The following is a 13,983-nucleotide window of genomic DNA, read 5'->3' on the forward strand; positions in this document are numbered from 1 at the left end:
AGTGCGGTTCACGTCCTCATCCTGAAGAGCTGCTGATGCCCTCAACACCGCTCGCCGGCCTTAACCCCGCTGTTTCCCCTTCGGCTACGGGTGGCGGCCCGCAGGTGTCCTCCTTCACCCTCGACAATGGGCTTGAAGTCGTCGTCATCCCGGATCGGCGCGTTCCGGTGGTCACCCACATGGTCTGGTATCGCAACGGTTCGGCCGATGATCCGCCGCTGAAATCCGGCATCGCCCATTTTCTTGAGCATCTGATGTTCAAGGGCACGGCCACGCATCCCGCCGGAGAGTTCTCACAGGTGGTGGCGAGCCTCGGCGGACAGGAGAACGCGTTCACCTCCTATGACTACACCGCCTATTTCCAGCGGGTGGCGAAGGAGCATCTCGGCACCATGATGCGTTTCGAGGCAGACCGGATGAACGGCCTCGCCTTTGACGAGGACGTGGTCGGCCCCGAGCGCGATGTGGTGCTGGAGGAGCGGCGCATGCGGGTGGAGACCGATCCCGGCGCTCAGCTCGCCGAGGCGCTTTCGGCCTCGCTGTTCGTACATCACCCCTATGGCACGCCCATCATTGGCTGGATGCACGAAATCGAGGGGCTGACCCGCGACGACGCGCTCGATTATTACAAGCGGTTCTACACGCCGGAAAATGCCATTCTGGTCGTCGCCGGCGACGTCGAGGCGGAGGATGTGCGAGCGCTGGCCGAGGACACCTACGGCACGGTGCCGGCCCGCGGCGCCCCCCCCGAGCGCCGCCGCCCGCGCGAGCCCCTGCTCAATGCCTCGCGGCGCGTGACGGTGACCGACGAAAAAGTCGAGCAGCCCTATCTGCAGCAGAGCTATCTCGTACCGTCGTCACGCAGCCAGGAAGGACGCGAGAGCTACGCGCTCGAGCTTCTGGCCGAGATCCTCGGTGGCGGCCAGACCTCGGCGCTGTATCGCGGCCTCGTGCTCGAACAGGAAATCGCTGTTTCGGCGGGCGCCTATTACTACGGCTCCCTGCTTGACGCCGGCCAGTTCGTCATCCACGCGGCGCCGCGTCCGGGTGTGACGCTCGAGGCGCTTGAGGCTGCCATCAACGCGGCCGTCACGGCCTTCCTCGCGCGTGGCGTCTCGAACGAGGAGCTGGAGCGGGCCAAGACCCGCTTTGTCGCCGAGATGGTTTATGCGCAGGACAGCCAGGCGCATCTCGCGCGGCTTTTCGGCTCGTCGCTCGCCATCGGCGAAAGCGTCGAGGACGTAAAGCTGTGGACACAGCGCATCGAAGAGGTGACGGCCGAGGAGATCCGCGAGGTCGGCGAGCGCTTCATTCACAAAGGACACGCCGTGACTGGCTATCTTGAGCCGCGCCGCGCCTGACGCCATCCAAAAGCGAGATGCATGATGACCGTTCGTGAATCCTCCGCCGCCTCGCGCGCCGTGCAACGGGTTATTTCGCCCGGCGGCATCGAGGCCTGGCTTGTCGAGGAACATGCCATTCCGCTCATCGCCATGGAGGTCGCCTTCCTCGGCGGCGCGGCGCAGGACGTGGACGGCAAGGCGGGCACCGCCGCGCTGATGGCTGGCCTTCTCGACGAAGGCGCGGGCGAACTCACCGGCGACCAGTTCCAGGAACGCCTGGCGGATCGCGCCATCGAGCTGCACTTCAACGCCGATCGCGACAGCTGGCACGGTGCTCTCAAAACCTTGACGCGGCACGCGGATGAGGCCTTCGACCTGTTCCGGCTCGCCCTCACCCGGCCGCGCTTCGACACCGATGCGGTGGAACGCGTGCGCGAACAGATCCTCGCCGGCCTCCGCCACGAGGCGAAGGACCCTGACAGCCTCGCGAACCGCGCCTTTTTCACCGAGGCCTGCAGCGGCCATCCCTATGCGCATCCCGTACGCGGCACGATCGAGAGCCTCGGCACCGTCACCCGGGACGATGTGAGCGCGCTGCACAAGCGCGGCTTCGCACGTAGCAATCTGTACGTGGCCGTCGTCGGCGCGATCGATGCCGAGACTCTCGGCAAGCGTCTTGACCAGCTTTTCAGCGGTCTGCCGGCCGCGGCTGAACTCGCACCGGTCAGCCCGCTTACCCTCGGCAATCTCGGCAAACATGCCATTGTCGACATCGATGTGCCGCAATCCGTGGTACGCTTCGGCCTGCCCGGGCTCGCGCGGCAGGATCCGGACTACATGGCCGGCTATATTGCCAACCACATTCTCGGGGGCGGCACCTTCACCTCCCGCCTGTTCCAGGAGGTGCGCGAGAAGCGCGGCCTCGCCTACAGCGTGTGGACATCACTCCATCCGCTGCGCCAGTGCCCTCTCTTCATGGGCGGCACGGCCACCAAGAACGAACGCGCCGGTGAAGCGCTCAGCGTCATCAAGAGCGAGATCGACCGCCTGGTGAAGGATGGCGCGAGCGAAGAGGAATTCGGCAAGGCGAAGCAGTTCCTCATCGGCTCCTACGCGCTGCATTTCGATACATCGACGAAGATCGCCCGCCAGCTCGTGCATATAGCGATCGATGGCCTCGGCATCGACTATATCGACCGCCGCAACGCGCTGGTGGAAGCGGTCACGACGGATGATCTCAACCGTGCGGCGAAGCGCCTGTTCGGTGGCGGAGATCCGCTGGTCGTGGTCGCCGGTCGGCCTATCGGATTGTAACAACCCGCCTTTATCAAACTTGCTGACTCGCAGACCTGAATACCTGCGGATTTGCATACCTGCAGTTGCACATCTGCAGACTTGCGGAACCTCCCTCCCCCTGGGGCGGTTCCTACCCGTAGCCTTATTGGCCGACAGGAGTGACGCATGAGTTTCACCCAGTCCATAGATCTTGCCCTGGCCGCACAGGTCGGCGGACATGGTCTGCCGGCGACAGCCATCGAGGCCGCGCTTTCGGCCGTCGGCACCGCCGCCGAGCGCCTTCGCGAGGACCAGAGCAAGGGCACCCTTCCCCTGCTCCGCCTGCCGGCCACCACGGATGATCTCAACAGCATCCGCGCCACCGCCGCCAAGCTTCGGGAAGGCGCTACCGATATCGTAGTTCTCGGCGTCGGCGGATCGAGCCTCGGCGCACAGGCGCTGGCGCAGCTCGCCGACTATCTGGTGCCCGGTCTCGGCCGCCTCGGCGATGGCCCACGCATTCATTTCTTCGACAATCTCGATCCGCTCACCTATGAGGCGGTGCTTGAGCGGCTGCCGCTCGGCACCACGCGCTTCTTCGCCGTGTCGAAGTCGGGCGGCACCGGCGAGACGCTGATGCAGGTGATCGCCGTGCTCACAGCGCTCGACCGCGCCGGGCTCAGGGACCGCGCGAAGGACATCATCTTCGGTCTGTCCGAGCCGCAGAAGGATGGCAAGCGCAACGCGCTGCGCGATCTGCTCGCCCCCGAAGGCGTCAGCTTCCTGGAGCACGATCCTAACGTCGGCGGGCGCTATTCCGTCCTCAGCAATGTCGGCCTCATACCGGCCGCGGCGCTCAACATCGATGTCGCGGCGATCCGCGCAGGCGCGGCGAAGGCCCTCGCGCCGTTCGGTGACGGCACCGAGCTCAAGGACAATGCCGCCGCCGTGGGCGCCGCGCTCAACGTGGCGGCCACTCTCGAAGGCAAGGGTATCGCCGTCGTCATGGCCTATGCCGACCGGCTCGAGCGCTTTATGAAATGGTGGGTGCAGCTTTGGGCGGAAAGCCTCGGCAAGGATGGCAAGGGCACGCAGCCCGTGGGCGCGCTCGGCCCGGTTGATCAGCATAGTCAGCAGCAGCTCTATCTCGCCGGCCCCAAGGACAAGCTGTTCACGGTGATAACCACGGACGTCGCCGGCAAGGGCTCGGTGATGGACGAGGCCCTGTCGAAGCGAGCCGGCGAGCCGGGCTTCGCCCACAAACGCATCGGCGATTTCGTGGCGGCCCAGGGGCTCGCCATGATCGATACCTTCGCCAAGAACGGCTGCCCGGTGCGGCGCATCCACGTGCCGGTGCTGAACGAGACGGCGATGGGCCAGCTGCTCATGCATTTCATGCTGGAAACGATCCTCACCGGCTATGCGCTCGGCGTTGATCCCTTCGACCAGCCCGCCGTCGAGGAAGCGAAAATCCTCGCCAAGAAATACCTGACTGAGGGCAAGGGCTGACGCTTCGGGCTACCCACGGAGCGCCGCCTCTCACCTCTCCCCGGCGGGGAGAGGTCGCGCCGCAGGCGCGGGTGAGGGGGTGGAGCCTCGTCATGAGGATATGGCCCTCACCCTGTCCCTCTCCCAGATGGGAGAGGGAACGCTATCGATGAAGCGTGTTTGACTATCTCCACAACTAGGCCTTCCCTCTCACCCCCGTGTCATTCCCGGCGGTCGGCGAAGCCGGCCGGGAAGGGAATCCAGAGGTTGGGCGCGACAGGTTGTGGATTCCCTTCCCGGCGCTACGCGCCGCCGGGAATGACACGGAACCCGAAGTGCGAATCGTCTAGACTGCCTCCGTGATGCGTCCTCTCTCCCTCGACGAACGGCCGGCCGGCCTTGTCCGACGCCTTGAGCCCGTCCTCATCGACCAGATCGCCGCGGGCGAGGTAGTCGAGCGGCCGGCGTCGGCTGTGAAGGAGCTGGTGGAGAACGGCATCGACGCCGGTGCGACGGCCATCGAGGTGGTCATCGACGGTGGCGGTCGTCGCCTGATCCGCGTCACGGACAACGGTACCGGCATGTCGGCCGAGGATCTAGCGCTCGCGGTCGAGCGGCATGCCACATCCAAGCTGCCGACCTCCGATCTGTTCTCCATCAATTCGCTCGGCTTCCGCGGCGAGGCCCTGCCCTCGATCGGCGCCATCGCGCGCCTTGCCATCACCACGCGGCGGCGCGACGGCGCGAACGGCTGGCAGATCGTGGTGGACGGTGGGCAGAAGGGCGAGGTCCGGCCGGCGGCCGCCAACTCCGGCACGCGGATCGAGGTCACGGACCTCTTTTCCGCCACGCCTGCTCGCCTCAAATTCCTGAAGACCGACCGTGCCGAGGCGCAGGCCGTGGTCGAGGCCGTCAAGCGGCTCGCCATGGCGCATCCCCACGTGCGCTTCACCGTCGCGGGGGAGCATCTCACCACCGTCGACCTGCCGGCGGAAGGCGAGGATGAGGAGGCGCTGCTGCGGCGTCTCAGCCGGCTGCTCGGGCCGGAGTTCCACGCCAATGCCATCCCGATCGATGCGACCCGCGAGGGCGTCACCCTCGGCGGCTATGCCGGTCTGCCGACCTTCCACCGTGGCACCGCGGCCCATATTCACGCCATCGTCAACGGCCGCCCCGTCCGCGACAAGCTGATCTTCGGGGCGGTGCGCGCCGGCTATATGGACGTGCTGCCGTCCGACAGGCATCCCGCCATCGGCCTCATCGTCACTTGCGACCCCCGGCTCGTGGACGTGAATGTGCACCCCGCCAAGACTGAGGTGCGCTTCCGCGACCCCGGTCTCGTGCGCGGCCTGATCGTCGGCGCGCTGCGCGAGGCACTGGTACGGGCCGGCCATCGCGCCGCCTCGACCGGCGGGGAACGCACGCTCGCCACCTTTCGGCCGGCGGCGCTTCCGCCAACGGCCGATGCGGGGCGCCTTGCTGCCTTCCCCCAGCGGGCTTTGCCGGCACGCGATTTCACGCCCCACCCCAGCGTGACAGGCTGGCAAGCCCCCCTCACCGGCTTCGGCGAGCCGACAAGCCTCGCCCCACCGCCGCTATCCGCCGACGCGAGCGCCGACGCCGCCCCCCCGCGCGAGGAGGATCTCGACCAACCGCTCGGCGCCGCGCGCGCCCAGATCCACGAGAACTACATCATCGCGCAAACACGCGAGGGGCTGGTGATCGTCGACCAGCACGCCGCCCACGAGCGCCTCGTCTATGAGCGCATGAAGCGCGAACGCGCCGCCAACGGCATCGCGCGCCAATTGCTGCTCATCCCGGAGGTCGTCGAACTCGATTCAGGCGCGGTCGAGCGGCTGGATGCGCAGGCCGAGGTTCTGGCAGGGCTCGGCCTGGTCGTTGAAAGCTTCGGGCCAGACGCAGTCGCCGTGCGCGAGATGCCCGCGGCGCTCGCCGGCGGCGACATCCGCCGCCTCGTGATGGATGTCGCCGATGCCCTTACCGAGTGGGGCGATGCGCGTGCCCTTGAGGAACGGCTGGACCATGTGCTGGCGACGATGGCCTGCCACGGCTCCGTGCGTTCCGGCCGCCGCCTGAAGCCGGAGGAGATGAACGCACTTCTACGCGATATGGAAGTGACGCCGCTGTCCGGCCAGTGCAACCACGGCCGGCCGACCTATGTCGAGCTGAAGCTTGCCGATATTGAGCGCCTGTTCGGGCGGCGCTGAGTGTCCGGAGCCGATCCGCAACTGACGGGTCAGTGCCAGAAGCAAGCGACATGCAGTGCTTTCGGTGGATTGGGGCGGGAAACTCTGTGTCATCCCGGAAACGGCGAAGCCGTTGTCCGGGATCTATGAACATCCGCATGGGTCATTGGCCACAGTCGCGTTCATGGATCCCGGGCTCGAGCTACGCTCGCCCCGGAATAACCGGCGCGGGTGATCCTTGAATGTCGATTGTTCGGGATTAAACCCGCAGCAGATGGATTGGCGCTAGACGAAGCGCGCGAACATCACCTGCGATTCGCCGTAGTCGCGGCGCTCGATAAGCGAGAAGCGCGGCGGCAAGACGACCTCCGCCCCTGCGTCTTCCTCAACCACGACAAGGGCCTCCGCCGCGATCCAGCCGCCCTCGGCGGCGGAGGTCAGCGCGCGTTCGGCCAAACCTTTGCCGTAGGGCGGATCGCAGAAGACCAGCGTCGAAGGCTCGAGCGGTTTGACTGGGCCCATGTGCGTCGCATTGCGGCGCAGGATGCGTGTGACGCCCGCGACGCCAAGTGTCTCGACATTGGCGCGCATCAGGCCGCGCGCCTCGGTACCATCGTCGACCAGGATAGCGAAGTCAGCGCCCCGCGACAGCGCCTCAAGCCCCATGGCGCCGGTGCCAGCGAAAAGGTCCAGCACGCGCGCACCTGGAACGGGATCATCATACGCATGGGCAAGGACATTGAAGATCGTCTCGCGCAGACGGTCGGAGGTCGGTCGCACCGCGCTCGATTTCGGCGCGGCGAGCCGGCGTCCCTTATGGTCTCCGCCAATGATCCGCATGGCGATCGCCTCGCCTCACGAAGACCGAGGCCGGCGCGGCGCACCGCCAAAACCACCCGGCTTGCCTCTGCCGCCACCGGCGCGTCCGCCTGGCCTTCCACCAGAGGGCTTGCCGCCAAAGGATTTGCCGCCAGGCTTTCCTCCAAACGACTTGCCAGCAGCGCTATCGCGGTTCTTGTCACCGAAAGACTTGGTCCCGAAAGACTTGGTCCCGAAAGACTTGCCGCCCGAGGGCTTATCGCCGAAGCGCTTGCCACCAAATGGCTTGTCACCGACTGCCCTGTCACCGAAGGATTTGCCCTCGGCGCCAAAGCGCTTCGGCCGGGCATCCGCGCCTTCTCTGCCCCGGCGTGGCGCAGCCTCGGCCTCGTCGCGGCGGAACGGCCGTGGGCTACGGCGCGCGGGCTTGGTGTCCGTGGGCTCGGAGACGATCCGTTCCACCAGAACACGCCTCCCCTTCGGGTCGCTCACCGGGCTCGCGCGGCGATGCTCCCGCGCGGCGCTCTCCTGACGCGCGGTCTGCGGGTCAGAGCCCCGCCGCGGCAGGCGCTTGCCCTGCGGACGCGCGGCTTCCGTCTCCTCGTCGCGCCAGATGCTGCGCGAAGGCCGGCCGAGATCGTCACGGCCGCGGCCCGTGCCGCCCGCCCGCTCCTCGAATCCTTCGCTGCCGCGATCCGTGTCACGCTCGAAACGCGTCTCCGATCGCTCCCCACGCGCGGGACGCGGTGAGCGGGCCCGGGCCGGTTGAGGCGCGGCGCTTCCTTCGAAATCGACGCCCGCTTCCGCCGCCAGTGTCGGTCCCAACTGGTCGCGCAGAATGGCGCTACGCAGTTCCTCGACCGCACCCTCGCCGAGATCACCCAGCTGAAACGGGCCGAAGGACACGCGGATGAGGCGGTTGACGCGCAGCCCGAGGTGCTCGAGCACGCGCTTGACCTCACGGTTCTTGCCCTCGCGCAGACCGAGCATGAGCCAGACATTGTCGCCTTGGGCGCGTTCCAGCTTCGCCTCGATCGGCCCATAGTGCATGCCGTCCACGGTCACGCCATCGGCCAGCGTATCGAGCATGGCCTGATCGACTTCACCATAGGCTCGCACACGGTAGCGCCGCAGCCAACCGGTGGTCGGATGCGCCAGCACCTTGGCGAGGCCGCCATCGTTCGTGAGGAGCAGAAGGCCCTCGGTATTGATGTCGAGCCGGCCGACCGTCACCACGCGCGGCATGTCAGGCGGCAGAGCCTCGAAAACCGTGGGGCGCCCCTCCGGATCCTTGGCTGTCGTCACGAGGCCGCGCGGCTTGTGGAAGAACCACAGACGCGTGCGATCCCGCGAGGGCATCGCCGCGCCGTCGATGGCGACCTTGTCCGCCGGGCCGACGAGTGTCGCCGGGGTGGTCAGCACTTCGCCATTTACGGCGACGCGCCCCTCCTCGATCATCACCTCCGCGTCGCGGCGCGACGCCACACCAGCGCGGGCCATGACCTTGGCGATGCGCTCACGCCCGTCGGCTTGCGCCTCATCCTCTCCGCCTGCAACGGCCGGGCGCTGCACGGACTTGCGCGCCTTGAAGTCGGGCCGGTCAGCCCCGCCGCGCGGCTTGTCACCAAAGCGCGGCTTATCGCCGAAGCGAGGCTTGTCACCGAGGCGAGGCTTGCCCTCGAACCGCGCATCGCCCTCGCCACGCGGACCACGCGCCGGGCGGCGCTCGTCACCTGAAGGGCGCTCACCAGCGGGACGGGGCTTGGCTCCGAAAGGCCTGCCGCCCGCCGGCTTATCGCCGAAGCGCGGCTTTTCGCCATAGCGCGGCTTATCACCGAAGCGAGGCTTATCACCGAAGCGAGGCTTATCACCGAAGCGAGGCTTGGCGCCAAAGGACCGGCCCTCCGGCCGCCCCTCGCCAGCAACCTTGTCCTTGAAGCGGCCGGTGCGCGGCCGCTCGCCACGAGCCTGCCCGTCACGTTCACCCCCAGGGGACGAAGCGCGCTGTGGCGGCTTGAAATTGCTGTTATCGCGGGGACCGGCGCCGCGCGGCGCGTCCCGGCGGCCACGCCCCTTGGGGCGTTCGTCTTCCGGCTTGTCGTTCATGGCGCCGTGATAGCAGAGTGTTCCCCCGGAAGCGAGAGTCCCCTGCTGCGGCGCAATGTGGTCTCGCAGAATTATTTCGACGCCTTCGTCGGTCCATGTGTAGGCACCGCGTTGAGGGCTTGGCGTCAATGACTACGCACGACACTGGGCGACACCCATCGATGATGACGACCGCTGGACGACGACAACTTTTGACGACTGGATGAAGAGATGCCCCCATCGAAGCCGGACCTTCTCTCGCTTGCCTTCGACGCGGCGCGCGCAGCCGAGGAACGGGGCGAGGTGCCGATCGGCGCCGTCGTCGCCAGGGATGGCGCAGTGCTGGCGATCGCCGGCAACCGCACGCGGGAATTGAACGACCCGACAGCGCACGCCGAGATGCTCGCCATCCGCGCGGCTTGCGCTGAATTGGGTGATGAACGGCTCACAGGCTGCGATCTCTATGTGACGCTGGAGCCCTGCCCCATGTGCGCGGCGGCGATTTCCTTCGCGCGAATACGCCGGCTCTATTTCGCGGCCAGCGACCCCAAGGGCGGCGGCGTCGAGAGCGGGCCGCGGCTTTATCATCAGCCCACCTGCCACCACGCGCCGGAGGTCTATGGCGGCCTGCGCGCCGGCGAGGCGGGCGACATGCTCCGGGCGTTCTTCGGGGAAAGGCGTTAGGGGGAAAGACTGCTTCGGTTGAAGACGACAGTGGATCCCCTTCCCGTCACTGCGTGACGCCGGGAACACAACAGAGTTGATGACACGCGGCGCGACCGGCAGCGATCCCTCCCCCTCGGGGAGGGTGGCCTCGCGTCAGCGAGGTCGGGTGGGGTCCTCCGGCCGAGGCAATGCTCCGCTGGGCATGCGGGTTCCGCCCCTCTGCCGGCCGGGCAAGTGCCAGAGGCCCCACCCGGCGCCTACGGCGCCACCCTCCCCAAAAGGGGAGGATCGGCTCCTAGCCGGTCTCAAGCAATCAGCTTGTAGGCCGGCAGCGTCAGGAATTCCTCGAACTCCTTGGCGAGCGACATGTCCGCGAAGAGCTTGATCGCCTCCGGGAAACGCCCCTTGTCGTAAACGTCGGGTCCAAGCGTCTTGCGCAGTTCCGCCATCTCGTCGTCGAGCGCCGTCTTGAACAGATCCGGCGTTACCGCGCGGCCGTCGTCGAGCTTGGCGCCATGGAACAGCCACTGCCAGATCTGCGCACGGCTGATCTCGGCGGTTGCAGCGTCTTCCATGAGATTATAGAGCGGCACGGCGCCGCGACCGCGCAGCCACGCCTCTATATACTGCACGCCGACGCGGATGTTCTCGCGCAGCCCCGCCTCGGTGCGGACACCTTCATGCACCTCCAGCATGTTCTCGCGCGTGATGGTGACATCCTCCCGCAGCTTGTCGAGCTGGTTCGGCGTCGGCATCAGCCGGTCGAACACCTCCATCGCCACCGGCACGAGGTCCGGATGGGCGACCCAGGTGCCATCATGGCCGTTGCCCGCCTCGCGCTCCTTGTCGGCGCGCACCTTGGCGAAGGCAGCCTCGTTGGCGGCCGGGTTGTTCTTCACCGGGATCTGCGCCGCCATGCCGCCCATGGCGAAGGCGCCGCGACGGTGGCAGGTCTTGATCAGGAGCAGCGAATAGGCGCTGAGAAAGGCCTTGCCCATCACCATCGCGCCGCGGTCGGGCGTGATGAAGTCGGGATTCTTGCCCAGACGCTTGATGAAGGAAAAGATATAGTCCCAGCGGCCGCAATTGAGGCCGGCCATATGGTCGCGCAGCTCGTAGATGATCTCGTCCATCTCGAAGGCAGCCGGCAACGTCTCGATCAGCACCGTCGCCTTGAACGTGCCCTTGGTGACGCCCAGCACTTCCTCCGCGTGGGTGAAGACGTCGTTCCAGAGGCGCGCCTCGATATGGCTTTCCATCTTCGGCAGATAGAAGGCCGGCGTCGCGCCCTGGGCAATGATGTCCTTGGCGTTGTGGAAGACATAGAGGCCGAAATCGAACAGCGAGCCCGACATCGGTGCGCCATCCACGGTGACATGCTCTTCCAGCAGGTGCCAGCCGCGCGGGCGGACGATCAAGGTCGCCGGCTTGTCCGACAGCTTGTAGTGCTTGCCGGAGGTGGGGTCGGTGAAGTCGATGCGGCCCTGCCAGCGGTCACGCAGATTGGCCTGGCCCTCGACCATGTTCTCCCAGGTCGGTGAGGAAGCATCCTCGAAATCCGCCATGAACATCTTGGCCCCGCAGTTCAGGGCGTTGATGATCATCTTGCGGTCCACAGGCCCGGTGATCTCGACGCGGCGGTCCAGCAGATCGCGGGGAATGGGCGCGACCTTCCAGTCGCCGTCGCGGATATGCTTGGTCTCGGCGAGGAAATCCGGCGTCTGCCCCGCATCGAAAGACTTCTGCCGCTCGGTCCTCAGGGCGAGGAGGCGGCGCCGGGTGGCGTCGAAGCGACGGTGCAGATCCGCCAGGAAAGCCAACGCGGCCGGCGTGAGTATTTCATCGCGGCCCGAGACCGCAGCGCCGGTGACGAGCACACCGGCAGGCGCTTCATGATTGGACATGCGCTTTCTCCCTTAACTGACCAGGAGTGTCCGCCAATCCGCTTATGATAAAAAGATACGGAACGGACCATCATTTATGCAAATTCGGAAACAATGGCTTCCACTGCGTGTTTTCGCCACCTTCAAGGCTGACTTCGATGCTCACCAGCGAACGATCATAAGGTTTGGCTAGTCAATGTCAGCGCAACGCGGCTCCGAGGAGCCAAGAAACGCCCGCGGAGACCACGCTCCTCCCGAAGCGCCATGCTCATCCTAGCCGGGCAACAGCTCTCTATCTTCACGATCAGATCAACATAACCCGACCCTAGCGCTACCCCCCTTTAACCGTTTACTAGTCATGCATAAGTGAAAGTAAAGTGGCGGGCCTTCATCAGAAGGGACGCTGTTTTTTCTGGTGGGGACGCGTGTCGATCGTCAGCCTGTTTCGACATCGCCGCCAAGATGCGGAGATGGAAGCCCCTGTGCCCGCAGCACAGGTGGTGCAGGAGACGCCTGCGCCGCTGGCTGGCATCGACGCGATGCTGCGGCAGCTCGAGGACGACACCCTGCTCACCATGCGCATCATCGGCTATTCCGCCGAGCAGGTGCAATCCAAGGTCGATGAAAGCGTCACCCTGGTCGATCATATCCGTGACGCGAGCTCGGAACTCTCATCCCTTTCCGCCACCGCTCACGACCTTACGATGGGCCTGGTGCGGACGACCGAAAAGCTCGACCAGGCGAGCCAGTCCATCGAACGCGATATTTCCGGCACCGACGATTTCATCCGCGAAGCCCATGCGCTTGCGAGCGACGTGACGAGCCGGATGGAGCGCCTTGGATCGGCGGTCGAGCGCATCGCAAGCGTCGTCGCCGTGATCGGCACGGTCGCCCGACAAACCAACCTTCTCGCCCTCAACGCAAGCATCGAGGCCGCCCGCGCGGGCCCGGCGGGCCGGGGCTTCGCGGTTGTCGCGACGGAGGTCAAGCTGCTTGCCAACGAAGTGCAGGACGCGACCGGTGATATCTCGTCGCAGATCGAGATGCTGCAGAACTTCGCCAGTGAAAGTCACGAGGCCGTCGATCGCATCGCGACGCTGATCCGGCGTATCGATCCGGTCCTTGGCTCGGTACGCGACGCGGTTTCCGCGCAGATTGCCGGCACGCGCGATGTCGCGGACCGCGCGACCCAGAGCCTGTCCTTCGTAGGCTCGGTGTCCAGCAGCGCCAAGGCCATGCAGGAAATGACCGAATCGGCGCGGGCCGCCAGCCGCAGCGCCGGCAGCGCGACCGGCAATATGGAGCGCTCGCTGCACTGGCTCACCCAGCGCTCCATGGCGGCGCTTCGCGATACGGTCGTCGGTAACCGTCGCCGCTACGAGCGGGTGCCGATTCTCCTCGAGGCTGTTCTCTCCCTCGATGAAATCTCCGCTCCCGTGCAGGTCATCGACCTGTCGAAAGGTGGCTGCCTGCTGGCCGCGGACATCACGCTCTTTGCGGTTGGCATGAGCGGGCGGCTGGAGGCGGAAAAGATCGGAGCGATCAACGTCACCATCGTCGCACTCAGCGACGACGGCGTGCATGTGCGGTTCGAAAGCCCGCGCCCGGAGACGATAAAGCGAATCGAAGCGGCCATCGAGGACGTCCACCACGTCAATCAGCCCATCATCACAATTATTCAAGGCGTGGCGAAAGAGATCAGCGATACGTTCGAGGACGGCGTCAATTCCGGCGAGGTCGCCCTTACGGATCTGATCACTTTCGACTATCAGCGCATCGCGGGTACCGACCCCATCCAGTACGAGACCAAGGCGACGCCTTTTTATGAGGAGGTCCTGCCGCCGATCTACGAACGCTGGAAGGACAGATGCCCATCCAGCCTCTTCATGCTGGCCTGCGACCGCAATTCCTATATTCCGATCCATCATCCGCAGTATTCACTGCCGCAGCGGCCTGGCGACCATCAGTGGAATGATCTCAATTCACGCAACAAGCGCATCATGGAACGCTCCAAGATGCTTGTTGCGGTTCGCAACCGCAATCCCTATGCGGCGACCCTGTTCCAGCGCCATATGAGCGACGGGCGCATCGTGCCAACAACTTTGATGGCTGCGCCGATTTTCGTACGCGGCCAACTTTGGGGAAATGTGTATCTGGCGAAGGAACTATAAGGCTTCTTGCGGAGACACAGCCTCGACGTTCAATCCGAATGACTTG

The 13,983-nt window shown here is 65.8% G+C and carries 9 protein-coding genes; 6 read left to right on the top strand and 3 right to left on the bottom strand.

All coding sequences use genetic code 11. The features are described from left to right. The first annotated feature begins 35 nt into the window (after positions 1–35). The 4 genes from KIO74_RS10080 (at position 36) to mutL (ending at position 6,334) form a co-directional block, all read left to right on the top strand. Positions 36–1,361 carry a M16 family metallopeptidase gene (locus KIO74_RS10080; RefSeq protein ID WP_213331868.1) on the top strand — a complete coding sequence of 442 codons (1,326 nt, stop codon included), beginning with the start codon at positions 36–38 and terminating at the stop codon, positions 1,359–1,361. A 24-nt stretch (positions 1,362–1,385) separates the two neighbouring features. Further along, positions 1,386–2,657 (top strand): M16 family metallopeptidase, encoded by a 1,272-nt coding sequence (locus tag KIO74_RS10085; protein WP_249730934.1) that lies wholly within the window; start codon positions 1,386–1,388, stop codon positions 2,655–2,657. 147 nt (positions 2,658–2,804) lie between these two features. Then, complete coding sequence (locus tag KIO74_RS10090; protein WP_213331870.1) at positions 2,805–4,127, top strand: phosphoglucose isomerase-related protein; 1,323 nt, start codon at positions 2,805–2,807, stop codon at positions 4,125–4,127. Between the two features lie 341 nt (positions 4,128–4,468). Then, positions 4,469–6,334, top strand: coding sequence for a DNA mismatch repair endonuclease MutL (gene mutL, locus KIO74_RS10095; RefSeq protein ID WP_213334822.1), 1,866 nt, complete (start codon positions 4,469–4,471; stop codon positions 6,332–6,334). Positions 6,335–6,598: 264 nt separating this feature from the next. Here the strand turns inward: mutL and rsmD are convergent, their stop codons facing one another. Both rsmD and KIO74_RS10105 read right to left on the bottom strand, forming a co-directional pair. After that, complete coding sequence (rsmD, locus tag KIO74_RS10100; protein WP_213331871.1) at positions 6,599–7,153, bottom strand: 16S rRNA (guanine(966)-N(2))-methyltransferase RsmD; 555 nt, start codon at positions 7,151–7,153, stop codon at positions 6,599–6,601. 15 nt (positions 7,154–7,168) lie between these two features. Then, positions 7,169–9,238: a pseudouridine synthase gene (locus KIO74_RS10105; protein WP_213331872.1), complete on the bottom strand. Its 2,070-nt coding sequence runs from the start codon at positions 9,236–9,238 to the stop codon at positions 7,169–7,171. Positions 9,239–9,448: 210 nt separating this feature from the next. Between KIO74_RS10105 and KIO74_RS10110 the strand changes: the two genes are divergently transcribed. Further along, positions 9,449–9,901 (top strand): nucleoside deaminase, encoded by a 453-nt coding sequence (locus KIO74_RS10110; RefSeq protein ID WP_213331873.1) that lies wholly within the window; start codon positions 9,449–9,451, stop codon positions 9,899–9,901. Positions 9,902–10,188: 287 nt separating this feature from the next. Here KIO74_RS10110 and aceB read toward each other — a convergent pair whose 3' ends face one another. Further along, positions 10,189–11,787 carry a malate synthase A gene (gene aceB, locus KIO74_RS10115; RefSeq protein WP_213331874.1) on the bottom strand — a complete coding sequence of 533 codons (1,599 nt, stop codon included), beginning with the start codon at positions 11,785–11,787 and terminating at the stop codon, positions 10,189–10,191. Positions 11,788–12,236: 449 nt separating this feature from the next. On the opposite strand from aceB, the gene KIO74_RS32205 reads away from it, so the two are divergent. Further along, entirely contained in the window at positions 12,237–13,937 is a 1,701-nt protein-coding gene (locus tag KIO74_RS32205) for a methyl-accepting chemotaxis protein (RefSeq protein WP_213331875.1), read from the top strand. Positions 13,938–13,983 lie beyond the last annotated feature (46 nt).

Origin of the sequence: Chelatococcus sp. HY11 (assembly GCF_018398335.1) — a bacterium.
Classification (GTDB): domain Bacteria; phylum Pseudomonadota; class Alphaproteobacteria; order Rhizobiales; family Beijerinckiaceae; genus Chelatococcus.